The organism is Nocardia sp. NPDC059154 (genome assembly GCF_042755705.1).
Lineage (GTDB): Bacteria > Actinomycetota > Actinomycetes > Mycobacteriales > Mycobacteriaceae > Nocardia.
Genome location: NZ_JBHZCS010000033.1, coordinates 24,710 through 49,169 on the forward strand (window position 1 = coordinate 24,710; position 24,460 = coordinate 49,169).

Annotated in this window: 22 protein-coding genes and 1 pseudogene; 3 read left to right on the forward strand and 20 right to left on the reverse strand. The window is 64.4% G+C overall.

Features of this window, described 5'->3' with window-relative positions:
* Positions 1-3: 3 nt before the first annotated feature.
* Positions 4-2,313: an FdhF/YdeP family oxidoreductase gene (locus ACFXN1_RS26750; protein ID WP_379443901.1), complete on the forward strand. Its 2,310-nt coding sequence runs from the start codon at positions 4-6 to the stop codon at positions 2,311-2,313.
* A pseudogene (gene fdhD / locus ACFXN1_RS26755) lies at positions 2,310-3,157 on the forward strand (formate dehydrogenase accessory sulfurtransferase FdhD). Before ACFXN1_RS26750 ends, fdhD begins: the two are co-directional and overlap by 4 nt.
* Here the strand turns inward: fdhD and pcaD are convergent.
* From pcaD to ACFXN1_RS26830, 15 genes are all read right to left on the reverse strand, one after another.
* The gene (gene pcaD / locus ACFXN1_RS26760) at positions 3,126-5,264 is read right to left on the reverse strand and encodes a 3-oxoadipate enol-lactonase (RefSeq protein WP_379443899.1); all 2,139 of its coding nucleotides are present in this window, start codon (positions 5,262-5,264) and stop codon (positions 3,126-3,128) included. The pseudogene fdhD and the gene pcaD sit on opposite strands and share 32 nt — an antisense overlap.
* Positions 5,257-5,817, reverse strand: coding sequence for a protocatechuate 3,4-dioxygenase subunit alpha (gene pcaG, locus ACFXN1_RS26765; RefSeq protein WP_379443897.1), 561 nt, complete (start codon positions 5,815-5,817; stop codon positions 5,257-5,259). Before pcaG ends, pcaD begins: the two co-directional genes overlap by 8 nt.
* Entirely contained in the window at positions 5,810-6,538 is a 729-nt protein-coding gene (pcaH, locus tag ACFXN1_RS26770) for a protocatechuate 3,4-dioxygenase subunit beta (RefSeq protein WP_379463692.1), read from the reverse strand. The genes pcaG and pcaH overlap by 8 nt, the downstream gene beginning before the upstream one ends.
* A gap of 99 nt (positions 6,539-6,637) precedes the next feature.
* Positions 6,638-7,843 (reverse strand): cytochrome P450, encoded by a 1,206-nt coding sequence (locus tag ACFXN1_RS26775; RefSeq protein ID WP_379441573.1) that lies wholly within the window; start codon positions 7,841-7,843, stop codon positions 6,638-6,640.
* A gap of 10 nt (positions 7,844-7,853) precedes the next feature.
* The gene (locus ACFXN1_RS26780; RefSeq protein ID WP_379441574.1) at positions 7,854-8,804 is read right to left on the reverse strand and encodes a PDR/VanB family oxidoreductase; all 951 of its coding nucleotides are present in this window, start codon (positions 8,802-8,804) and stop codon (positions 7,854-7,856) included.
* Between the two features lie 227 nt (positions 8,805-9,031).
* Entirely contained in the window at positions 9,032-9,442 is a 411-nt protein-coding gene (locus ACFXN1_RS26785; RefSeq protein WP_379441576.1) for a hypothetical protein, read from the reverse strand.
* Between the two features lie 5 nt (positions 9,443-9,447).
* Positions 9,448-10,530, reverse strand: coding sequence for a hypothetical protein (locus ACFXN1_RS26790; RefSeq protein ID WP_379441577.1), 1,083 nt, complete (start codon positions 10,528-10,530; stop codon positions 9,448-9,450).
* A gap of 187 nt (positions 10,531-10,717) precedes the next feature.
* The gene (locus ACFXN1_RS26795) at positions 10,718-11,758 is read right to left on the reverse strand and encodes a hypothetical protein (protein ID WP_379441578.1); all 1,041 of its coding nucleotides are present in this window, start codon (positions 11,756-11,758) and stop codon (positions 10,718-10,720) included.
* Positions 11,759-11,974: 216 nt separating this feature from the next.
* Positions 11,975-12,967, reverse strand: coding sequence for an ABC transporter substrate-binding protein (locus ACFXN1_RS26800; protein ID WP_379441580.1), 993 nt, complete (start codon positions 12,965-12,967; stop codon positions 11,975-11,977).
* Positions 12,964-13,902 (reverse strand): catechol 1,2-dioxygenase, encoded by a 939-nt coding sequence (locus ACFXN1_RS26805; RefSeq protein ID WP_379441581.1) that lies wholly within the window; start codon positions 13,900-13,902, stop codon positions 12,964-12,966. Before ACFXN1_RS26805 ends, ACFXN1_RS26800 begins: the two co-directional genes overlap by 4 nt.
* Before the next feature lies 1 nt (position 13,903).
* Positions 13,904-14,623 carry an HpcH/HpaI aldolase/citrate lyase family protein gene (locus tag ACFXN1_RS26810; RefSeq protein ID WP_379441582.1) on the reverse strand — a complete coding sequence of 240 codons (720 nt, stop codon included), beginning with the start codon at positions 14,621-14,623 and terminating at the stop codon, positions 13,904-13,906.
* Between the two features lie 127 nt (positions 14,624-14,750).
* Positions 14,751-15,302, reverse strand: a complete 552-nt coding sequence (locus tag ACFXN1_RS26815) for a methylenetetrahydrofolate reductase C-terminal domain-containing protein (RefSeq protein ID WP_379441584.1) — start codon at positions 15,300-15,302, stop codon at positions 14,751-14,753.
* 92 nt (positions 15,303-15,394) lie between these two features.
* Entirely contained in the window at positions 15,395-16,429 is a 1,035-nt protein-coding gene (locus ACFXN1_RS26820; protein ID WP_379441585.1) for an epoxyalkane--coenzyme M transferase, read from the reverse strand.
* Positions 16,430-16,568: 139 nt separating this feature from the next.
* Positions 16,569-17,132, reverse strand: a complete 564-nt coding sequence (locus ACFXN1_RS26825; protein WP_379441586.1) for an NADPH-dependent FMN reductase — start codon at positions 17,130-17,132, stop codon at positions 16,569-16,571.
* 4 nt (positions 17,133-17,136) lie between these two features.
* Positions 17,137-17,904, reverse strand: coding sequence for a cupin domain-containing protein (locus ACFXN1_RS26830; protein ID WP_379441588.1), 768 nt, complete (start codon positions 17,902-17,904; stop codon positions 17,137-17,139).
* Between the two features lie 375 nt (positions 17,905-18,279).
* Here ACFXN1_RS26830 and ACFXN1_RS26835 point away from each other — a divergent pair, with 375 nt between their 5' ends.
* Positions 18,280-20,271, forward strand: coding sequence for an acetoacetate--CoA ligase (locus ACFXN1_RS26835; RefSeq protein ID WP_379441631.1), 1,992 nt, complete (start codon positions 18,280-18,282; stop codon positions 20,269-20,271).
* A 113-nt stretch (positions 20,272-20,384) separates the two neighbouring features.
* Here ACFXN1_RS26835 and pcaC read toward each other — a convergent pair whose 3' ends face one another.
* Genes pcaC through folD form a run of 5 tightly spaced genes read right to left on the reverse strand, consistent with a single transcriptional unit; the run spans position 20,385 to position 24,454 of the window.
* Positions 20,385-20,780 carry a 4-carboxymuconolactone decarboxylase gene (gene pcaC, locus ACFXN1_RS26840; protein ID WP_379441589.1) on the reverse strand — a complete coding sequence of 132 codons (396 nt, stop codon included), beginning with the start codon at positions 20,778-20,780 and terminating at the stop codon, positions 20,385-20,387.
* Between the two features lie 38 nt (positions 20,781-20,818).
* Complete coding sequence (locus tag ACFXN1_RS26845; protein WP_379441590.1) at positions 20,819-22,000, reverse strand: thiolase family protein; 1,182 nt, start codon at positions 21,998-22,000, stop codon at positions 20,819-20,821.
* The gene (locus ACFXN1_RS26850) at positions 21,997-22,722 is read right to left on the reverse strand and encodes a CoA-transferase subunit beta (RefSeq protein ID WP_379441633.1); all 726 of its coding nucleotides are present in this window, start codon (positions 22,720-22,722) and stop codon (positions 21,997-21,999) included. The genes ACFXN1_RS26845 and ACFXN1_RS26850 overlap by 4 nt, the downstream gene beginning before the upstream one ends.
* A gap of 59 nt (positions 22,723-22,781) precedes the next feature.
* Positions 22,782-23,612, reverse strand: coding sequence for a CoA transferase subunit A (locus ACFXN1_RS26855; protein WP_379441592.1), 831 nt, complete (start codon positions 23,610-23,612; stop codon positions 22,782-22,784).
* Positions 23,613-23,614: 2 nt separating this feature from the next.
* Positions 23,615-24,454 carry a bifunctional methylenetetrahydrofolate dehydrogenase/methenyltetrahydrofolate cyclohydrolase FolD gene (gene folD / locus ACFXN1_RS26860; protein ID WP_379441593.1) on the reverse strand — a complete coding sequence of 280 codons (840 nt, stop codon included), beginning with the start codon at positions 24,452-24,454 and terminating at the stop codon, positions 23,615-23,617.
* Positions 24,455-24,460 lie beyond the last annotated feature (6 nt).

Below are 24,460 nucleotides of genomic sequence, written 5' to 3' on the forward strand. Positions count from 1 at the left end.
CTGATGCGCCGCGCAGCACCACAGCACGATATCGACGAGACGGCGACAACGATCACCGCACCGAAGACACTCGCGGCCGGTGTGACAGCAGTGACAGTCGCGTTGAATCGCGCGATCGGCGAGATGGGCGTCGTCCGGACAACACGTACTTTGACCCGCGTCAATCAGGTAAACGGCTTCGATTGCCCCGGCTGTGCCTGGCCGGAGCCGACGGGGCATCGGAGGCCGGCCGAATTCTGCGAGAACGGCGCCAAGGCGGTCGCCGAGGAAGCGACCTTGCGCACGGTCACCCCAGAGTTCTTCACCGAGCATTCGGTCGAGGCGCTGGCCGGGAAATCCGGCTACTGGCTGGGCCAGCAAGGCCGTCTGACTCACCCGATGGCCTTGCGCCCCGGCGAGACTCACTACTCGCCCATCGAGTGGGCCGACGCCTACAGGATCATCGCGGATCATCTGCGCGACCTTGATTCCCCGGATGAAGCGCTGTTCTACACGTCCGGCCGGACTGCCAACGAGACCGCGTTCCTCTATCAGCTCCTGGCGCGCAGCTTCGGCACCAACAACCTGCCGGACTGTTCCAATATGTGCCACGAATCCTCTGGTACCGCGCTGACAGGTTCCATCGGGGTCGGCAAGGGCTCGGTCACCATCGACGACTTCGGCATCGCCGATCTGATCATTGTCGCGGGCCAGAATCCGGGCACCAATCATCCCCGTATGCTGAGCGCATTGGCGAGTGCGAAAGCAAACGGCGCCAAGGTCGTCGCGATCAATCCGCTGCCGGAGACCGGATTGCTCGGCTTTCGCGATCCGCAGGCGGTGAAGGGGCTTGCCGGAGGCGTTGATATCGCCGACGACTTCCTACAGATCCGCCTGGGCGGAGATATGGCCCTGTTCCAGGGCATCGGCAAGCTGCTCTTCGAAGCCGAGGACGCTGCGCCGGGCACCGTGGTCGACCGCGAATTCGTCGACACGCACTGCGCCGGCTTTGCCGAGTACCAGAAGAGCATGCGCGCAGTCGATCTCGACACCATCCTGGACGCCACCGGACTCACCGACGACGACCTTCGCCGCACCGCAACGCTTGTGGCCGAATCGAAGAGAATCATTCTCTGCTGGGCAATGGGGCTGACCCAGCAGAAACACGGCGTCGCCACCATCGAAGAGGCCACCAATCTGCTGTTGCTGCGCGGCATGATCGGCAAACCGGGTGCGGGCGTCTGCCCGGTCCGCGGCCATTCCAACGTCCAGGGCGACCGCACCATGGGAGTGTGGGAGAAGATGCCCGACGACTTCCTCGACGCGCTGGACCGCGAGTTCAGTATCGTCAGCCCACGCATACACGGCTACGACACCGTCGACGCCATCCGCGCCATGCGCGACGGCCGCGCCACCGTGTTCGTCGGGATGGGTGGCAATTTCGCGGCGGCGACCCCCGACACCGAGGTCACGGAAGCCGCCCTGCGCAATTGCGAACTGACCGTTCACGTGTCGACGAAACTGAACCGCAGCCACATTGTGCACGGCCGGACCGCACTCATCCTGCCCACCCTCGGACGTACGGATCTGGATCTCCACGAGGGAGTGAAACAGCAGGTCTCGGTGGAAGATTCGATGTCGATGGTGCATCTGTCCACCGGAAGGCTCACGCCGGTCAGCGATCACCTCCGCAGCGAAGTCGCCATTGTCTGCGAACTCGCGCAGGAGCTGTTCGGCCCGGATCATCCCGTGCCATGGAGTGATTTCCGAAAGGACTACGACATCATCCGCGATGCGATCGCCCGGGTGGTGCCCGGATGCGCGGACTACAACGCGAGAGTCCGCCGCCGCAACGGCTTCCAGCTTCCGCATCCACCACGTGATGCGCGCGAATTCCCCACCACTACCGGCAAAGCCAACTTCGCGGTGAACCAGTTGAGCTGGGTCCCGGTGCCGCAGGGTCGGTTGATTCTGCAGACTCTGCGCAGCCACGACCAGTACAACACCACCATCTACGGCCTGGACGACCGCTACCGTGGCGTGCGCGGCGGCCGCAAAGTTGTCCTGATGTCGGCGCACGACATCGTCGAATTCGGTTTCGCGAGTGGGGATCTGGTGGATCTGGTCTCCGAGTGGACCGACGGGACAGAACGCAGAGTGACGGGCTTCCGCATCGTCGAGTACTCCACTCCACGCGGCAACGCGGCCGCATACTATCCGGAGACGAATCCGCTGGTTCCGCTGGACCACGTTGCGGACCGATCCAATACCCCGGTGTCCAAGGCGATAACCATCCGAGTGGTACCGCACGTCCATACGAAGCAGCCCGCATGAGCAGAGTCATCGCGCGCAAGCGGACGCGTCGGCTCTCCCCCGGTCACATTGTCGAGCGCCCCGATTCCCTCGCGGTCGAGGAACCACTCGAGCTACGCCTCGACGGACAGTCGCTGACCGTCACCATGCGCACACCCGGCAGCGATATCGAACTGGCGCACGGCTTCCTCCTGAGTGAGGCGATGATCGGCACCGCCGCCGATGTGGCGGGAGCCCGCTATTGTGCGGGCATCGACCGGGACGGTCAGAACGACTACAACGTGCTCGATGTTCAGCTGCGTACCCCGGTCCCGGTGTCGGCCCGCAATTTCGTCACCACCGGAGCTTGCGGCCTGTGCGGCAAAACCGCACTGGATGACATCCGCACCCGCACCCGATACCCGGTTCCCGCCGGTGGCATCACGATGGACAGCACCACTTTGGCCGAACTACCCGACCAATTGCGTACACACCAGCGGGTTTTCAAAGCCACCGGGGGGGTCTGCACGCCGCCGGGCTTTTCACGGCCGAGGGAACGCTACTCGCGGTTCGCGAAGACATCGGCCGGCACAACGCGGTCGACAAAGTCCTGGGCTGGGCCGTGCTCCAGGACCTCATGCCCGCCAACGATCTCGTACTGATCGTCAGCGGGCGGGCATCGTTCGAACTGGTGCAGAAGGCCGTGATGGCGGGCATCCCGATACTGGGCGCTGTCTCGGCCTCCAGTTCCTTGGCGGTCGACCTGGCCGCGGAGTCCGGCCTCACCCTCGTGGCCTTCCTACGCGGCGACACCATGAACGTCTATGCCGGATTCGATCGAATCCGGCATCAACTCACCGATCGTCCCGACTCAGCTGTTCGATGATCGATCGCAGGAATCGGTCCGGCTGCTCGATCGTCCCCAAATGCCCTGCCTCGGAGATGAGCTCGAAACGCGCTCCCGGAACACCCGCGGCGATCCGGCGTCCGTGGTCCGTCGCGAACGCCGGGTCCTCCGCGGTGGAGATCACCAGCGTCGGGGCGGCGATGCGGGCCAAATCCTCGGTGAGGTCCAGCTCCGCCAAGACCGAGCAGCACGCCGCATATCCCTCGGCGGGCGTGTCCGCTGTGAGATTTCGCATGTGCCTTGTAATTTCAGGATTCGTCGCGCGCCATTCCGGTGTGAACCACCGCGTGACGCTCTCGTCCGCTATGCGTGCCATACCCTCACCGCGTGCTCGGGCCGCGCGATCGCGCCACATCTGCGCGTTACCGGGTTTTGCGGACGTGCAGCAGGCGACAACGCCGCGGACGCGGTCCGGATGATTGGCGGCGAGCCAGAGACCGGTCATACCGCCCAGCGATATGCCGACCACATGCGCCGTATCCACGCCCAACCGGTCCATGAGAGCGACCACATCGCCCCCGAGGTCGGACAGCGCGTAAGGGCCCGCAGGGACCGGCGAATCGCCGTGGCCGCGCATGTCATGGCGAATGACGCGGAACCCTTTGTCCGCCAATGGTTCTACATACGCGTCCCAGATAGTCCGGTCGCTACCGAGCGCGTTCATCAGGAGAACCGGGGCGCCATGCTCGTCGCCGTGCACGTCACCTTGGACATGGACCGCGCCATCATCGCGTCGGGCGGCCGACGACATGGACCGTGTCCGGTAGGCCAGGATCGCACGTCGAACGAAGATTCGGGTGCTCCCGAGGTACCCGGACGGTTCCAACAGGGCTTCGAGCCGGGCACGGTCGAGGTGCGCGCCGATCACCGGATCGCCGGCGAGCAAGTCGATGAACGCGGCTCCGGTTTCGATTGCCCGGCGCGCGCACCCGGTGACATGGTCGTGCGCCACCAGTCTGCCGACTGCGGGAAGAAGCGCGGTCGTGACCCTTTCGGCCAGCAGCAGACCGCCGGTGTCGACCAGATTCCTCCGCATTCGATTCGGGTGTATCTGCAATCGGCACAGGCTGATTCGCAACCAGTGCACGGCGGTGCCGGCACTCCGCAGTAGCTGTCCGAAAGGCAACCATTCCGCGTGCCAGGATCCGGCGGCGCGGTAGTGCTCGTGCACCGCGGCGGCAAGTAGATTCGCGACCAGCCCTGGGGTCTGCGCGGCGGCAGCGGCAGCGGCCACCGCAGCGATGGGATTGCGTTTGTGCGGCAGCGTCGAAGATCCGCCGACACCGTCGGCCTGCTCGACGACCTCACCGATCTCGTTCTGGGACAACAGCGTGATGTCGCGACTGATTTTCGCGACGGCCCCCGTCAGCGAGCCCAGTGCGCCGGCCAGATCGGCAATTCGGCCGCGGTCGGTGTGCCACGGGATTTCGGGGGCGGCCAACCCGAGCCGCCGCGCGAAGGCCGTCAGGACCGCGGCACCGTCGTCCCCCAGCGACGCCAATGTCCCTGCGGCACCGCCCAATTGGGCTGCCAAACCGTGGTTTCGAACATCGGTCAGTCGGACCGCCGCCGAATCCAGCGCCGAGAGCCATCCGGCGGCGGTGAGCCCGAAGGTCACCGGTAGCGCATGCTGGAGCAGGCCACGCCCAACTTGGGGGGTACAGGCATGCTGTTCGGCCAAAGCTGCGAGCAGGTCGGTAGCGGCCGTCAGATCCTCGAACAACGCATCGATGGCGCGGCCTGCGACCAGCATGGCTGCGGTGTCCAGAATGTCCTGACTGGTCGCGCCTCGGTGCACCTCGCCCGCGGCGTCCACATCGGTGACGCTCGCCGTCAGTGCGCGAACCAGCGCGGCAGCCGGGTTACCGACTCCTGTTGCCGCCAGCCCGATTTCGCCCACGTCGTACAGCTCGGCACGGCAAGCCGCGGCGATTGCCTCGGCTTGCGCCGCCGTGATCACCCCCACGTCGGCCTGCGCCCAAGCCAACGCTGCTTCCGCATCGAGCATGGCCTGCAGCCACGCGACGTCGCCGGTCGCTGCGGCGACGGGTCCGGTGGCCACGATCGGATCGAACAGCTCAGACATCGAAGAACACTGTCTCTCGCTCACCCTGGAGGTGGATGTCGAAGGTATATCCGCCATACTCGGGCACCGCGATGAGCGTCTGTCGCCGGTCCGGCTCGAGCGCGGTCAATACCGGATCAGCCGCGTTCGCGGTTTCGAAGTGCGGGAAGTAGATGCGCGTCACCAAACGGTGCAGGAGGCCGCGCGCGAAAACCGATACATCGATATGAGGTGCTTGCTGGACACCGCCGTACCCATGCAGGGCCCCTGGCATCACCGTGCGAATGGCGAAATTCCCGGAGACGGTGTCACTTCGGCCGAAACCCCGCCACTTCTCCTCCGCCGGGTGCGGGTCGTCAGGGTGTTCGAACCTCCCGCTGGGATCAGCCTGCCATGTCTCCACCAGGGCGTCGGGGACCGCCTCACCGGCACCGTCGAAGACGTGACCACGAATCCAGAACGACTCGCGCGTGCGCACCGGCACCACGTAACGGCCATCGGGCCAGCTCAACCCGATGTGGAGGTATGGCCCGACAGTCTGCGACGGCGTCGCCTCGAACAAACGGTCACTCATCGTGTGGATCCTCGAACGGAGTGGCGGCGCGGCCGCGCAGGATGATGTCGAACTCGAAGGCCAACGCCCATTCCGGAGTGGTGCGTTCCAGGCTGAACCGCGAAATGAGCCGTGGCCGTGCGGCTTCCGGAACGGCGTTGAAGATCGGGTCCTGTCCGAACAACGGATCGTCCGGGAAGTACATCTGGGTCACCAAGCGCTGGACGAACGCGGTGCCGAACACCGAGAAATGAATGTGCGCCGGACGCCAGGCGTTATCGTGGTTGCGCCACGGGTAGGCGCCGGGCCTGATGGTGGTGAACTCGTACCGCCCGTTGGCATCGGTCAATGCCCGGCCGACACCGGCGAAGTTCGGATCCAGAGGCGCGGGCCACCGATCGCCGGTGTGCCGATAGCGGCCACTCGCATTCGCCTGCCAGATCTCGATCAGCGAGTTCGGAATCGGTCGACCGTCGCCGTCGAGCAGACGACCGAAGACGACGATCCGCTGGCCGAGGGGTTCACCGGTGTGTTGCGCGGTCAGATCGGCATCCATCGGATCGATCCGGCCGGGGCCGAGGAGCGGACCGGTGATCTCGGTCAACCGATGTGGGAGAAGCACCAGCGGGTGCTGTGGATGCCGAAGCTTCGTCGACCCGTAGCCGGGTGAGTCCAAGGGGGGATGCGTACCGGCCGGGTCGTGTCGGAACCCCGGAACCCGCAACCTATTCGGAATTGCCATGCCACTGCCTCCCGGAGAGTGGATCGTGCCGTGGAGCCGTCGCGGCGGCGGAGCCCCGCGCGGACGTCGTCGTCGGACGACCGGAATCGTCGCGATTCCTCATGCGCGGACCCGTCTGATCCGCAGCGGCAACCGGTCCCAAGAACGCAGCGTGTTGTTCGGCCGCACCTTGGCCGGGCCGGCCAACTCGAAGCTCTCGACACGCGCCACCAGCGCGGTGAGCAACGCGGTCGCTTCCAGCCGCGCCACATGCTGGCCGATGCATTGATGGATGCCCATGCCGAAGCCCACATGCCCGGACGGATCACGGTCGAGGTCGAACCGATCCGGGTCGGACCACCGTTGCGGGTCACGATTGGCCGCGCCGAGGAACATGAGAATCTTCTCGCCCTTCGGTACCACCGCCGTCCCAAGGTCGATATCGGCTGTCGCCGTGCGGAAGAAGGTCTGCACCGGTGATTGCCAGCGCACCGCCTCATCGAACGCGGTGCGGGCGAGCGTCGGCCGCGCACGCATCCGTTGCCACTGATCTCCATTGGTCGCGAACGCATAGAGCACGGCCGCGATGCCATTGACCGTGGTATCCACTCCAGCTGTCAGCAACGAACGGACCAGTAACGGCGCCTGCTCGTGGCTGACGTCGAAATGATCTGCGGCAGACCATATCTGGGCACCGAAACCGACATCGTCCAACTTGTCCCGCGCACATTGTTCATTCACCCAGGCCATGTGTCCGGTGATGTCACGCTCACCGTCGATGACCAACTCGTTGCGCGGGCCGAAGGCATTGAAGGCGAAGCCGCCATAGGGGAGCAGATGCTCACGCCCTTCTTTCGGCAGCCCGACCGCATCCGGAAACACCCGCAGTGGAAAGGCCGCAGCCAGTTGCGGCACCGCGTCGATCTCGATCTCATCGGCGTCCAGCGTCTCGTCCACCAGTTCCTCGGCGGCACGGCACCATTGGTCGTACAACGACCTCAGCGCTCGCGGGCCGATGATTCGGGCCAATACGTTTCGAGGCGCGTCGTGCCGGGGCGGATCCGCCTCGAGCAGCAGACTCGGTGGGCGCCATGGCTTCTCGTGCCGAAAGTTGGTCAGCCCGACGCCGGCGCCACTCTCGAAACTCTGCCAGTCGACCAGGGCGGCGTGCACCTGCTCGTACCGAGCCATCGCATACACGTTGTAGCGATTCAAGTACACCACCGGACCGGTGGCTCGAAGCGTCGCGTGCATTTCCCATGGGCTTTCGAGCACGTCGAGCGCGAACGGATCGATATCACTGACCGGCGGACTGATCGTCGTCATCGTTACTCCTTCACAGATCCAAAGTCAGTCGGTCCGAGCGCGATCGCGAGACGCAAATGAACATGCAGTTGCCTGCCTCTCGTTCGGAATCGTCGAGAATCGAGTCCCGGTGGTCGGGCTCCCCCGCGAGCACGGTCGTCTCGCAGGTGCCGCAGACACCCTGTCCGCAGGAGGACAGAACCCCGACCCCGGCCTGCTGGACGGCCTCGAGTACGGACTGTCCCGGCGACACCGTGATGCCCAATCCCGACCGCCGCAATTCGACGTCGAACGCACGATTGGCTGTCACCGGCCCGCCGACCTTCGGCACGAAACGTTCGATCCGTAGCCGACCAGCGGGCCACTCCACGCACAGTTCCCGCACCGCATCGACCATGTTGCTCGGGCCGCAGCAGTACACGACCGTCTCGGAGGACGTCGCCTGCAGCCATCGACGCAGGTCGAGTCGTCCGAACTCATCACTCGGCTGTAGGACCACGTTGTCCCCGTAGGCCGCAAGCTCATCGGCGAAAGCCATAGTGCGCCTCTGCCGCCCCGCGTAGCACAATCGCCATGCGGATCCGAGAAGTTCGGCTTGGGCGATCATCGGCATGATCGGCGTGATCCCGATGCCGCCGGCCAGAAACAGGTACCGCGCCGCGGGGACCAGAACGAAGTTGTTTCGTGGACCGCCTACGGCCACCGAGTCGCCCACGGTGAGCGTGTCGTGGACGTACGCGGAGCCACCACGGCCGTCCGGCGTCCGCAGCACACCGATCTGATATCGATAGGCATCCCAGCGATTTCCGCACAACGAGTACTGCCGGGTCATCCCGTTGGGCAGGATCAGGTCCAGGTGCGCTCCCGGTGCCCAATCCGGCAGTCGAAGGCCGTCGGGATGTGCCAGCGTCAATGCCACCACACCGTCCGCGATTTCGTCCTTCGCTGTCACGGTCAACTCCCGTGTCGCGGCCAATGTCATCGAGAAACTCCTCGTGGTCTTCATTGCTGACCACACGATCGCGCGCTCGCATGGCGGTCCTATGCGAATTTCATTGGTCGAGGGATGCTTTCGCCCTAATTCCCCCGGACACAGCATCGACGTCTCACGAGATACCCACTCCCGCAAGCGGTCCGATGCGCACGAAACAAGCGCCCGCCGTACCGACGATCATGTGGTGCGGCGGGTGCTGTTTCCATCGGGTTCGATCAAGCGCGCGGCGGGAGTTTGGCTTCGATCGCACGGAGACCGTCACGGGCCGCGTGGCGAATGTCGTAGAAGACCGGCTCTTCGAACGTGTCACTCCACAGGAAGTCCCGTTCGTAGGCAGCCCCTACCGGACGGAACTCCTCGTCGTGGAACGGCCGCGGCGTTGCCACGGCTTCCTTGACCAGGTCCCGCAGCTGCGCAACGCTTTCCGCCACGATCGGATCGGTCGCCTCGGCGGTGGACACCGCTTCCTCGGTGTACAGGAAGCTGTAACTGTGATGCAGCTGATTCAAGCCGAGAAACCGCTTGTAGCCAGCGGCGCACTGAGAGAAGCCCAGCATGGTGATAGTGAGTTTGGACTCGTTGTCCAACTCGGCGAACTTCTTGTCGAGCTCATCGCGAACAGACATATCGGTCATTCCTTCGTGGCGCGAGCGACGTGCAGCATGAGCTGCTCAGCGTCGGCGGGGTATTCGACATCGAGCTTGGACCAGGTGTCACCACCGTCCTTGGTGCGGTAGATATCGCCGGGGATGGTGACGTAGTAGAGGGTCCCCTTGTCGTCGCCGACCGCAGTCGCGAAGCGCCCCAGTTCGTGACCCTGCGGCGCAAGCAAGCCTTCGCGGACTTCCTTCCAGGCGTTGTCGCCCTGCCGGCGGTAGATCGTGGAGTAGGTCTCGGCGAGGGTGTCGTTACGGTTGAACGCTCCCTGGTAGAAGCCCTTCTGGTAGGCGTACGGGTTGATGCCGTGCGCCTGGTACTGGTTCCATCCCGTGGTGATCAGCACGTTGTCGGGGTCACCGGGATCGACGGCCATGTCGTAGAAGTAGGCGAACTCTTCCGGGATACCGGTGAAGTCGAGTGCCCAGGTGTCGCCGTTGTCCCGCGATTCGACGAAACCCGCGCCGTCGGACTCGTACACCCGATCAGGTGCCAGGGGGTGGAACAGCAGCTGATGACAGTCGGCGCCGCCCTCGGTCTTTTCCCAGGTCTCGCCACCGTCGTTGCTCCTGGCCACGCCACCGAGCTCGATACCGGCCATCACCGTGGCTTCGCGATTGAACGACGTCGCGATCATGTGGATCATGTGGGTGGCCGGGGTGGGAGGCCAGGCCGCCTCCTGCAGACCCGGCAGGTCCTGGAACGACTCGAGCTCACGGAAGGTCCGGCCACCGTCCTCGGACCGGTACATGGCCGAAGGCATGGTGCCGACATAGAGCACACCACCGGCGTTGGTCCGCTCGGACGCGCTCACCGACGAGGCGAATACCAAGGGCGAATTCAATCCGGCCATTGTCTGCTCGAATGTCCGACCGCCGTTATCGCTGCGGAAGACACCCTGACCGATCGTCGTCGCGTAGACGTAACGCGAATCCTTCGGGTCGACTGCGACAGAGAATGTCTCGGCGTTCCTGAAACACCAATTCGCTTTTGCGCGACGGCCGTCGACATCGACGCGCATCAGCCCTTCCTTGAATCCCAGATACAAAACGGTCACGAGAACTCCTTCATGAATACGAACCGCAGAGGTCGTCTTTTCGAACAGTGGCCATCAGACAGACATTGCAATTGCAACAGGGCGATTCCATCGAGTCAACGAAATGCCCGAATTCGAGGTGATCAGAACGAAAGGATCTGACACTTTGTGCCCCTCGGAGGCGCATGCACCCGTCAACATGCGGGCATCAGTCGCCCGGGTGGGAATAGCGCGGAGCCGGTAGATCAGCGGCCCGGATCAGACCCGGCGCCGCCGCGAGAACGTCGGGGATGCGCCGCACCGGGCTGAACTGGACGTGATGCAGAGTCGCGAAGCTGGGAAAGACCATCCTCACCTCGACGTCACCACGAATGAGCACCGAGTTCACCGATCCGTTGCCGTTGTCCCGTTCATCCTCATCGAGGATCGAGAACCGCAGCGTGCCCGAGAACACCGGCCCCTCCTCGGTGGGGAACTCGACCTCGAACAGTGCGCCGAGCGCCGTTCCGGGCGCCAACTCGCGCTCGGCCGAGGGCCACAGCACCGGGGTATCTCGCACGATAGGAGTGATCCTGTGCGTGGTCTCACCGGGCGTGAAGCCGAGCATCCGTGCCAGTTCACGCAGTGGGGCGCCCTGCACCGGCGGATTCTCCAGATGGGGCTTGGCCCAGACCGCGAAATCCGCCTTACCGAGACCGATGCCGGCTTCGTAGGTACCCGATTCGGGCGGCAGGTCGGTGAAGTCACCGATGTCGTGGAATTCGATTCGCTCGATACGCGAGTTGGCGGCCGCACCCAAGGCCGGCAGATGCAACCACCAGATGTCCTGGATGCCAGTTGCCAGAATCGTCGCACCCCCGGCTTTCGCAGCGGCGTCGAGCCGCTCGGCCGCCGCACCGAGCGGCTCGAAAAGATCGGCTTCGAGGGTGATGACATTGATCCCCGCGGCCAGCAGAGGCTCCGAGATATTCACCTCCTCCTCTAGCGGAATAGAGGCGGCGATCAGGACGACATCGGGTGCACCGACGTCATCGATCAGATCATCGATCGATTCATAGACGAGCGCATCGGGCGTCCGCGGATTATCGACAAATTCGGCGATCTGCTTGCCGACCTTATCGCCGATGTCGACAGCACCGAGCAATTGATGCCCTTCGTTGAGCGCGAGGGAAACCAAACCCGTACCCTGCCCACCGAGCCCGATCACGGCAAACTTCACCGACTGTCGGGACTTTTCAATTGATGTCATGCGGACGCCTCATTTCAGGATGTCGCTCTGTGATATGCATTACAGCGACTGGAATAGATTACAGCGGCCGGACTCAGGAATTTCCACCGCACAATGTCATCGCTTCCCGAATGACGCGTGGACATTACGTAAGAAGGGCCCGGTGCGAAAGTCACGCGGATCTTTCCGCGGAAACTTCACACCGGGCCCAGGCCGATTACCGCTCGGCACGCTCGGTCAGACGATGACCGGCTCCGCAGCTTCCGGGGCGAAGAGCTGCTCGGGCTCCCACAGTCGTCCTGCCAGCCCCTGCTCGTAGGAGTAGCGCAGGAACTGGGCGAGTGTGGGGTCGCTGCGATCCAGTCCGTACGACCAATAGTCCTGGCCCATAATGGCTCTCGTCCGCGCGACCTCCTCGGGGAGCCATGGCAGCATGCAGCGCAGCGCGGCGTTGTCGTCGAGGTGTGCCATGACCCGGCGCCTGGACTCTTCGAACGCGGTGTACAACGATCGTGCGATCCATCGGTTCTGCTCGTATACCTCCCGTCGGATCACCACGACATGCATGATGGGAAAGATTCCGGTCTTGCCGAAGTAGTCGGCCTCCACGGCCGGGCAGTCTCCGAAAAGCCGTGCCACCTCTGGGTTTCCGTCCCTGAACGGCTGTGGCGTACGAGGCGTCTGCAATGCGTCGATCTCCCCGGTCACCAGCATCTCCGCCAGCGTGCGACCTTCGGGGATGGGCGCGATATCGACCGAGTCCGGCAGGTTCAAAGCGATCTTCTCCGCCCGTCCCGGGGCGTGCAGCCCTCCCGTCCGGTACTGCACCGAATCCCAAGGGACCCCATGGTGGTCGGCGAGAATGCCGCGGATCCAGACCGCTGCGGTCAACTGGTACTCGGGCACGCCCACCACCCGACCGATCAGATCCTCCGGCTCACCGATCCCCGCAGCGGTATTGATGTAGACACAGCTGTGCCGGAACGAGCGCGACGGGAAGACCGGAATCGCGATGAACGGCGGTTCGTCGTCGTTGAGTGTGAGAACGTAGCTGGACAGCGAGAGTTCCGCGACGTCGAACTCCCGGTACTTGATCATCCGATGAAAGGTTTCCTCCACCGGCAGGCACAGGTAGTTCAGGTCGATACCAGCCGCTCTCACCTCGCCTGTGCGAAGTGCCTGTGTGCGGTCGTAGGCATCGCACGCGAGAGTCAGCCTAAGTCCGCTCATCGGCTCGCCGCCTCGCCCATCGCGGCCACGCCCATGCCGGTGAACCATTCGGTCAGAGGCGAATACGAGATCTTGCTTCCCGCTCCACCGGCCGCGGCGGCAGCGACCAGCCAGGAGCGAATCTCCTGTCCGCCATTACCCGCGAGATCCTCCAGTTCTTCATTCGTCAGCGCGAGCACCGCTTCGAAGTCTCCGGTCTCGATGCTGCGCAGAAACTGCTCATCCCATTCCGCGTTGACGATCGGCTGCGCGTTCTTCATGATCTCGACGCGCTGCTTGTGATAATCCTCTTGTGGCGCACCGCGATACAGTGCGTCGACGATCATCTGCTCGTCCTCGCCGAGCTCCTCGTACCACTTCGGGATGAACGGCAACGTGTGCGACAACCCGCCCGAGGCGATCACCGCGATTCGCCGATCCGCACCGTCGTTCTCGACGATGTCGCGGATTGCGGCACCCAATGCCCAGCATCGGCGCAGCCCCGGCAACGGAGGCGTGAACGTATTGACTACCAGCGGCACAATCGGGACGTGTTGATCGGGGGTGAAGAACTGAACCATCTGCGCGATCCCGTGATCCACTTCCTGACGCAGCGACAGCGCGATGTCGAAGTCTCGCTCCTGCAGCCCCCACGCAAGACTGCGTCCCAGCTCGAAGTCGACATTGAACGGTCCGGTCGGCGTACCGCCGTCCCCTTTGCCGGTGACCTCGGCCAAACAGATGGTGAACGCCGGCATCAGGTCGAGGAAGAAGCCCTGAAAATGATTGGACCCCACCACGATAACCGCGTCGGGCCGAGCCTCCCCGATCCGGCGATGCGCCTCTCGGATGCCCGACATGTACCGCTGCGCGAGCACCTGGTCCTTGGTCTTGTCGAGGTAGGTGTTGGCCATCGTCGCATGTGATGCGCCGATCCCGATGACAACCTTGCTCATGTCAAACCACGTCCTTCACGGGTCGATCTACACGTACGGCGGAAAGTTGTTGGCGCATGGAATCTCCGAGCAGCACCGCATCCGGCCGCAATGCGATGAGCGAGTAGCCCATCTCGCGGCACAACCGCACCTCTTCGGCGGTATCGCAAATAGTGCCCGCGACCAGCCCACGGGCCCGGCAGGCTGCGGCGATCTTCCGGAACATCTCCAGGCTCTCCGGCGAGTCGATGGCATTCGCGACGTGGCCGGTGCGTGAGATGGCGAGATCCTTCGGCCCGACGAACACCCCGTCCACCTCGGCGACATCGAGAATCGCGTCGATATTCGCTACGGCCTCAACGGTTTCGACCATCACCAGACAAACTGCCAGTTCGTTTGCCAGTTCCGGGCTGTATCCGGGATAGGTCATCGCTGGGCGCAACGGCCCCCAGCTCCGCGTGCCGCGCGGCGGAAAGCGCGTGGCCTCCGCCGCGGCCTGTGCATCGGTCCCCGAGTTGATCATCGGAATGATCACCCCGTCGGCACCGGCGTCGAGCGCCCGCATGATCGAGGACGGTTCATTCCATGGCACTCGAACGACGGCAGGAGTACCGCGTATCGCGGCGGCCTGAACCATCGCCCGCATCTCGCCCTCGTCGATCTGCCCGTGCTGCAGATCGATGCACAGCCAGTCGGCCCCTGCGGCGCTGACGATCTCGGTCGCCAGCGCGCTGGGGAGCATGCACCATCCGCCGTAGGCGTGATCTCGACCCGACATCATCTCCCGCAGAGAACGCAGGGCACTTGGTGCCTCACCACCCTCGATCGCATAACTCACCGGAAACCTCCGAAATTCTCGACCTTGCCGGTCAACGAGAAATCACCTCGATACTCAGGCGCAGTGCCGGTTTCGACACGAGCGCCGGCCGCGGCTCGACGGTCACTGCCAGATCGTCGTCGCGACCGAGCCAGTAATTCACCCACGAGCTGCGATCGCGCTCTCGGTTGTCGACCGGCAACTGCAGCAGATCGAAATCCGTTGCGCGGCCTGCCCGCTCGGCTCGTTCGTAACCGAGTGCCCAGACGCAGCGCACCTCCGGGTACACCTCGCACCGGCCATCGCTGGACACACCGCCGCACGGCCCATTGCGCAGCTGTTTCGGGCAGGTCATCGGGCATGCATACCCCGTAACCGGCAACGCGCACTGCCCGCACATCTGGCAGCCGAAGAGCTTCTCCTTGCTGACGCGCTCGACCGCGGTGAATGCCCGGTACGCTCGCGGCTTGCGCTCCAGCAGCTCCGCGAACCACCGGTACAGCCGGTTCGGGACCAATATCGAATGCAGCCGATACGACCACCGCGCGGAGATTCCGGGGTCTTTCGGTTTGGGCCAGGCATGCCCTGTTGAAGATTTACCCACGGTCAACCTCACCTTCTATCCCGGAGCCATTCCTCGATGACGTCGACGGTCTTGTTACTCGGCTGGGCACCAACTCTGAATCGCGTATCCGATCAGGACCAGAGACGCGTACTCGCCAGGTGGGCCCCCTCGGACAATGCCCGCAACTTGCCCCACGCCAACTGCGGGTGAATGCGGCCGCCCATACCGCAATCGGTACCGGCGATGATGTTGTCGCGCCCGACAGCCTCCGCGTACCGCGTCAGGCGTTGGGCCACGACCTCCACGTGCTCCACGACATTGGTCTTGTGTGTGACCACGCCGGGGACGAGCTTCTTCCCCTCGGGAAGCGTGACCTCTCGCCACACCGCCCACTCGTGCTCATGCTGTGGATTCGCGGCCTCGACAACATACTGGGACGCATTGACCCGCAGTAGCAGGTCCACTACCTCGGCCAAGGGAATATCGCTGCTGTGCGGCCCCTTCCAGCTGCCCCAGCACAGGTGATACCGGACCAGTTCCGGCGGAATCCCTTCGAGTGCGAAGTTGATCAGCTCGATATGACGGCCCGCCCACTTCCGGAATCCCTTCAGATCCCAGTCGAGTGAGAATTTACTTTCGAACGTGGCCGCCAGCCTGGCATCGTCGATCTGGATCGAAATCCCGGCACCGGTGATCGCGCGGTACTCCTCGCGTAAGGCTGCCGCGAGCGCATCGCCCTCCTCTTCGGCGGTCGCGTAGTACTCACCGGGCGAATCCGGGTCGTGCGGCGCGATGGCCGAGAGGAACGCGCCGGACACGTGTGCCCGTGCATCCCGGACAGCTTGCTCGAGATTCGAGATGTCCCGTTGGATCTTCGAGGCTCCGGTGTAGGTGATCGGACCGACGCACCGTGCCACGATCTGCTTGCCGTTCGGGCTCATCGCCGCCTCGCCGGCAGCATAGAAATCCGCGTAGTCACGCCGATCACGGCCACTGGCAGCAAGCTCTCGTTCGTCGATCTCGACCATCGTGTAGCCGCTGAGCCGCTCGTAGCGGTATCGAGTGAAGGCGGCGTAGTCGATCTCTCCGAGTACCGGTTTGCCGAACTCGCCGTCGTTGACGATATCGATTCCGCTCGCCGCCTGCTGCCGGACCACATCGGTCACCGAGCTCCGAATACACGGCAGTAGTTCAGTGTCCCCGGCCTGCTTCCCGAACAATCCGATCAGTTCAGGAGGCCGGGGCAGGCTGCCGGTATGTGTTGTCAAGATCCGGCCGTTGCTCATATCACAAATACTCCGATAATCATTCGGCCAGTCCTGGTTTCGCGAGCGCGCTCTGTCCGATCAATTCATCCAAGACCACGTCGAGGTTCGCGCTCTGCTCGGCGCGCGGCACGAACAGCGTGTGATTCTTGAAGTCCTCGAAGATGCACAGCTCCAGCGCGGTCGGCACATCGATGACGGTCAGGTCGTTCATTACCTGCCGAAGATGGTCTATCGCGCGCGCACCGCCGCGGTATCCATAGCCGACGAATGCCGCGACTTTTCCGCACCATTCGTGGTACAGGAAATCGATGGCGTTCTTGAGCACCCCGGGGATCGATCCGTTGTACTCCGGCGTCACGAAGATGAATGCATCGAACGCTCCGATCCGCTCCGACCATGCCCGGGTGTACGCGTTCGCGTAGACGCCGCTGCGGGCCGCTTGCGGCTCGTCGAGCAGCGGAAGTCCGCAGTCGTCGAGATCCACGATTTCGAAGATCGCGTCGTCGCGTCCCTGGGCGCTCTCATGGATCCAGCGGGCGACCGACTCGGACTTGCGGCCCGGCCGCGTACTGCCGACGATGATGGCGACATGTAGGCTCATCGTCTCAGTTCCGGTCTCGGGCCAATTCCGCGAAGTGAACGGGAATGTCGCCCGGCACACCGGGTTCCGGCGCGGGAGTGATCAGCGACAGGTGGCGTTCCGGCCGGTCGCTGGCGTTCCACTGCCGATGCGGCATGCCCGCGGGCAGGACGACGAGCGAGCCGGCCTCGGCGACGAACTCGTCGAGGCCCAGCTGCACGTTGAGCTGCCCCTCGAGGATGAAGTAGAACTGGTCGTAGTCCCGGTGGACGTGGAGGTCGGGCCCGGCCGCGCCCGGCGGAATGGTGGCCCGGTAGAGGAACATCGAGTCGCACTGATCCGTCTTGTCGATGAGGATGGTGCGGCCCCAGCCCTTGCCATCCCCGTCGGGTTCGCCGAATGTCTTGACGAAGTAGGGCCGATCACCCGCATCGGTGGAGTCCGTCAGCTGCCACGCCGGTGCGTCGGCGAAAGGCGCGGGAGCGAGCACCTCGAAGTGGAATTCGTTCACATCATCCGAAGCGTTCCAATTGTGATGGGGCGTCCCGGCCGGGATGTAGACGAGCGTATCGGGTCCCGCAACGAATTCTTCACTGCCCAGCACGACATGAATCTCGCCCTCGACGACGTAGTAGAGCTGATCCACCTCGTGAGTGTGTTGTGTCGGGGCGGCGCCACCCGCGGCGACACTGCTCCCGATCACGCGGCAAGTTTCGCCGACATACAAATGCTGGTATTCGTACCCGATGTGCTCGAAACGGCCGAAGTCCACCGGACGAATGTATTTACTCATCGCAAAGTCTCCCTGTCCAACTTGGTGCCCTACGGACGCTACGTGCAGACCCCCAGGCTCGGCAGGCGGCAATGTGACAGATAGTTATGCCGTTCCACGCCACAGATGTTCGGTCGAAGGCCATCGACGCGGACCGCACCGCCAGCGCTCGAACCGGGGCGGTGCCGACACAGTGTGGTTCACGAACGGAACTGACGTACAAAGTGCCGGATGGCTTCGAGGCTTCGGTAGCCGATAGTGGGAATGCCGCCACGCACTCGCGACGCCCGCGAACTCAATGTGGCGAAGCCCCTTCACCTCTGGAGTACGAGTTATGCCTTTCACCGCGACACCGGAAGCCGCCCAGCAGGATCGAGAGGAGCGCCGGTGACCAATATGTCCCGTAACGCTCCTCGTATGCTGTGGGAACCGGATCCGAGCAGAATCACCGAGATCGGCCGGTTCATGACCTGGCTGCGCTCACACGGTGAGTTGACCGATTCGATCGACTACGAGCAACTGTGGGAATGGTCGATTGCGGACCCCAATCGATTCTGGACCCACCTTTGGCACTTCTTCGGGGTGCGAGCCGACGGCACGCCGGCACCGGCGTTGGCCGACGCGACGATGCCGGGCGCACGCTGGTTTCCCAATGTCGGCCTCAACTATGCCGAGCACGCCCTGACCCATGACCAGCCTGATACCACGCTTGCGATCATCGCCCACGGACAGAGGGGCCCGAGCCGGCGTCTCACCTACGGGGACTTGCGGAACCAGGTCGCTCGCGCTCAGGAAGGCTTACGCCGCTTGGGCGTCGGCCGCGGCGATCGGGTGGGCGGGTATCTCTCGAACACGCCGGAGACGGTAATCGCCTTCCTCGCAACCGCCGGACTTGGTGCAGTGTGGTCGGTTTGCGCACCGGAATTCGGCACGGGCGCTGTACTCGATCGACTGAGTCAGATCGAACCCAAGGTGCTGATCGCGGTTGACGGATACGTCTATGGCGGCGCCGTGATCGATCGCCGCGACGAACTCGCCGCGATCCGTGCCGGTTTGCCGTCGGTCACCACCATGGTCCGCCTGCCGTCATTGTTCGGCGACGAACCCGACCTCGAGAACACGATGTCGTGGGCCGAATTCGTCGCGCATCCCGGACTGCTCAACTTCGACCGTGTGCCGTTCGATCACCCACTCTATGTGCTGTTCTCATCTGGCACCACCGGATCGCCGAAGCCGATCGTGCACGGACACGGCGGGATGCTGCTGACCCATCTCAAAGACGGTGCGTTGCAGCTCAATGTGCGACCAACCGACCGATTCTTCTGGTTCACCACGACCGGCTGGATGATGTGGAACACCGTGGTCTCCACACTGTTGACCGGCGCGACAATCGTATTGTTCGACGGCAACCCGAGCCATCCTGACCTTTCGGCCCTCTGGAGGTTGGTCGCATCCGACCGAATCACCCATTTCGGCGCAAGCGCGGCGTATCTCACGGCGTGCCGTAAGGCGGGCATTCAGCCAGGAGACTCCGGGGATCTGAGCGCGCTGCGATTCATCGGGTCCACGGGGTCGCCGTTGCCGGTGACCGCCTACGACTGGGTCTCCGAGCAGCTGGGCCCACACGTTCAACTCGGGTCCGTCAGTGGTGGCACCGACGTCTGTTCGCTGCTGGTCGGCAGTTCGCCGTTGAGTCCGGTGTGGTCCGGCGAAATCTCCTGCCGCACTTTGGGAGTGCCGGTCGATTCGTTCGACGCGGACGGGCGACCGGTACGCGAAGCCGAGGGCGAACTGGTGGTCACAGGTCCGATTCCAGGCATGCCGGTCGCCCTCTATGGCGACACCGACGGCAGCCGATACCGCGCCACCTGGTTCGACACCTTTCCCGGCATCTGGCGCCAGGGAGACTGGATCACGATCACCGACCGGGGTTCCGCGGTGATCAGCGGGCGTTCCGACGCGACCCTGAACCGCGGCGGTGTGCGCATCGGAACCGCTGAGTTCTATTCCACCCTGGAGCAATTGCCGGAAATCGCCGACAGTCTGGTGGTACACCTGGAAGACTCGGACACCGGGCACGGTGAGCTCGTCACCTTCATCGTCCCCACCGACCCGGACGATTCAACGGTGGATCTCCACCAACTCGTTCGGGACACCGTACGCAGCGCACTCTCCCCCCGCCACGTACCAGACCGGATCATCAGCGCGCCGGTCATCCCCCGCACGCTGACCGGCAAGAAACTCGAGATCCCGGTCAAGAAGATCTTGCAGGGCGCAGCACCGAAGTCCGTGGCGAGCCCCGATTCACTCGCCGACCCACACAGCCTCGAGTTCTTTGGACGTCTCCGCGACAGTGCTGGGATCCAGGGCGCTGGGATCCAAGGCTGACGGTGTTCCCGCGATTGGGCACGAAGGTCGCCGCCACCAGGAAGCGATTCCGTGCCCTCCGTGTTCGCCTTGCTCGCGCGATGTCGGGCGAGCAAGGCGAACAGCATGTTCGGTCAGCCGCGGGACGCCGCGGCCTCGTCCGCGAGCTGACCAAGTGTGTGCTGGCCGATGGTGAAGGCGGTGTTCGCGGCGGGTACGCCGGCGTAAACGCCTGTGTGCAGCAGCACCTCGGCGATTTCCGCTGGCGTCACCCCGTTGGTGATCGCGGCGCGCACATGCATCGCGATTTCCTCGTAGGAGCCGAGCGCGGTGAGCACCGCGAGGGTGATGCAACTGCGTGTCCTGCGGTCCAATCCCTCTCGCGCCCATACCGAGCCCCAAGCCGCCTCGGTGATGTATTCCTGAAACGGGCGAGTGAAGTCGGTCGTTCTCGCGACGGCTCGGTCGACGTGCGCGTCGCCGAGCACTTCCCGCCGCACTTTCATCCCCTGTTCGCCTCGATCGGTCATTGTCAGCCTTCCCTGGTCGGGTGTCGGATATCGAGACGTCATGACGCCGCCTCCAGAACAATGGCGAGGCCCTGGCCGACCCCGATGCACAACGCCGCCAGTCCCCACCGGGCGCCGGAGGCACGCATTTCGCGGGCAAGCTGTCCAATGATGCGGGCTCCGGAAGCGCCGAGCGGATGGCCGAGTGCGATGGCCCCGCCATTCACGTTGACGATGTCGTTGTCGAGTTCGGGCCAACTCGCAAGGCAGGCAAGCGATTGCGCGGCGAAGGCCTCATTGAGTTCGACCACGTCCAGGTCTGCCCAGCCGATGCCTGCGCGCTCGAGGGCAATCTGCGCGGCACGCACGGGCCCGACACCGAATAGATCAGGGGCTACACCCGCGCTCCCCCGTGCCGCGATCCGCGCGAGGGGCGGCTCCCGCAGGAGATCGGCGACGGATTCGTCCCCGATCAGCAGTGCCGCGGCCCCGTCGCTCAGCGGTGAGGCATTACCGGCGGTGACGGTGCCTTCAGGGTCGAACGCGGGCTTCAGCGCCGCGAGCTTGCGAGTAGTCGTCTCTGAGCGCAGCGACTCGTCACGGGCCGCCGTGGAACCCGGAACGGCAATGACGTGGTCGTCGAAAAATCCACTGTCCCAAGCCTTTGCGGCTAGTTGGTGGCTGCGCTCGGCGAACTCGTCCTGTTCGAGGCGGGTAATGCCATACTTGGCGGCCAGCAACTCGGTGCTCTCCCCCAGCGAGATGGTCCACTGGGTTGGCATGGTGGGGTTGATCATTCGCCAGCCGAGCGTGCTCGAATACAACGTCTCGTTCCCCGCCGGGAACGCCCTGGTCGGCTTCGGCAGGACCCAGGGCGCGCGGCTCATCGACTCGACACCGCCGGCGACAACAACGGTCGCATCACCGGTTTCGATCAGTCTCGACGCCTGGAAGACGGCATCCATCCCGGATCCGCACAGACGGTTCACGGTGCTCGCGGGCACCGAGGTCGGCCAGTCCGCGAGTAGCGCCGCCATTCGTGCGACATTGCGGTTGTCCTCGCCGGCCTGGTTGGCGGCACCGAGTACGACCTCGTCGACTCGGCCCGGATCGAGTCCCGATCGATGCGCCAAGGCGCGCAACACATGTGCGGCGAGATCGTCCGGCCGCACGCCGCTGAGTCCACCGGCATAGCGGCCGAACGGAGTTCGCACATTGTCGTAGACGAATGCGGCCGTCATCTGGCTGCCTTCAGCGCGCGCAATGCCGTAAGTTCGGTCCCCGTCGGCGCTTCGGTTGCCGCCAAATCCGCAGCAACTTGCAGATCCCAGCCGGTTGCCGCCCGCACCTGATCGACGGTGACACCGGGATGCAGTGCGGTGAGGGTCAATTCGCCACGATCGTCGGTTCTCATGACGCCGAGGTCGGTGATCACCATGGTCGGCCCCGCACCACGCAGGCCGAGCCGCGCGCGCTCACCGGCACCGCGCCCATGTCCCACCGAGGTGATGAAGTCGACCCGGTCCACGAAGGACCGCACACTCTGTCGGACGATCACGAAGACCTCACCGCAGGATGCCGCGATCTCCGGTGCGCCACCGGCTCCCGGCAGTCGGACCTTCGGGTGGGAGTAGTCTCCGCCGATCACCGTGGTGTTGATATTGGCGTACCTGTCCAGCTGTGCGGCACCGAGGAAACCGACATCGATGCGCCCGGGCTGCAACCAATAGTTGAAGACTTCCGGCACACTGATGACGGCGTCGGCCGTCTCGGCGAGAATGCCGTCCCCGATCGATGCGGGCAACCGTGTCGGCTTCGCTCCTAGCACCCCCGACTCATAGATCAGGATCAGATCGGGCGCGAAGGTGACGCGCGCCAGATTGGCTGCCGTCGAGGGCAATCCGATACCGACGAAGCACCGTTGACCATCGCGCAGCGCACGGGCCGCGGCGACGGTCATCATCTCATCGCTGGTGTAGTGCTCGACTGAATCCGCTGTCACGTCGGCTATGTGAACCGCATTCATCCTTCGCTCCCTGCCGTGGAGCCGCTGTCGAGAACGTTCTCCACGAGCCACCGCTCGAAAACCTCTCGATCACGGCTGATCGCGTCCCAACTCGCGTAGTACTCGTTGTCGCGCTCCGAATACCCCTGCGCGTACGACGGATGCGCACCATCGGTCACCCGCGCGACCAAGGTGACAGCCCAACCCGGCAGGACGATCGCGCCGGGCACCGGGGTCAGCTCGTCCACGATCTCCTCGACGGTGACAAGGCTGCGCCGGGCGGCGAGCACGGCTTCTTTCTGGACGCCGAGCAGGCCCCAGAGTTGGACATTCCCTTGCCGATCCGCGCGTTGTGCGTGGATTATCGCGACGTCCGGATTGAGCGCCGGCACCGCTGTGAGCTGCTCACCGGTGAAAGGACAGGTGATCGGCTTGATGGTTTCGGTCGCCGACGTCAGATCGGTGCCCACGTAACCGCGCAGAACCGCGAACGGCAGACCTGACGCACCCGCTACATATCGGTTGGCCATGCCCGCGTGACTGTGCTCCTCGATCTCCAGCCCGGTCGGCCAAGAATTCTGTATCGCGTCACGGAACCGGTGCAGCGAGCCGACACCCGGATTTCCGCCCCACGAAAAGATCAGCCGCCGTGCGCATCCCGCGCCGATGATCTGGTCGTAGATGATGTCCGGGGTCATCCGGACCAAGGTCAGCTCGCGCCGACGCTGTCGGATGACCTCATGCCCGGCCGCCATCGGGATCAGATGGGTAAACCCTTCGAGCGCAATGGTGTCCCCATCGTGCACGAGCTCGTCGACCGCGTCGGCCAATGTCGAGATCCTGGCCATGCTCACTCCGTCGCCATCAGAGCGGCAATGACGGTATTGCGCAACAGCATCGCGATGGTCATCGGGCCGACCCCGCCCGGCACGGGTGTCAGTGCGCCGGCTATTTCGCTCACCGCAGCGGCGTCGACGTCGCCGCAGAGGCCGCCTCCACGCCGGTGAATGCCGACATCGATGACTATCGCGCCCGGTTTGACCGCGTCCGCGCCGATCAATTCGGGCACCCCGGCCGCGGCGACGAGCACATCCGCCTCGCGGCATACGGCTGCCAGATTGCGGGTGCGTGAGTGACAGACCGTGACGGTCGCGTTGCGCTGCAACAGCAATTGCGCCATCGGCTTGCCCACGAGATCGGATCGGCCGACGACAACCGCCGACGCGCCGGTCAGTTCGGCGCCGACCTCGTCGAGGAGCTCGAGCACACCCGCCGGGGTGCACGGACGCAGACCCGGCCGGCCGAGGGTGAGAAGTCCCGCACTGGCGGTGGTCAGTCCGTCCACATCCTTTTCCGGCGGGATGCGGTCGATCAGCTCGGCGGCATCGAGATGCGGTGGCAGCGGCAGCTGCAGCAAGATGCCGGTCACGTCCGGATTCGCCGCGAGCTCGTCGAGCACGGCGAGCGCGCCCGCCTGACTGATCTCCCCGGGCAGACGCCGGTGCAGGTCGCGCATGCCCGCTTCGACACACTGCTTGCGCTTGTTGCGCACGTAGATCGCCGAGGCCGGGTCGTCACCGACCAGCACGGTCGCCAAACCCGGCGCATCGGGCAGTCTCATCACGTCCTCGGCGACAGCCCGGCGGACCTTGGCCGCGATGGCCTTGCCGTCGATAAGTGTCGCGGTCATCAATTC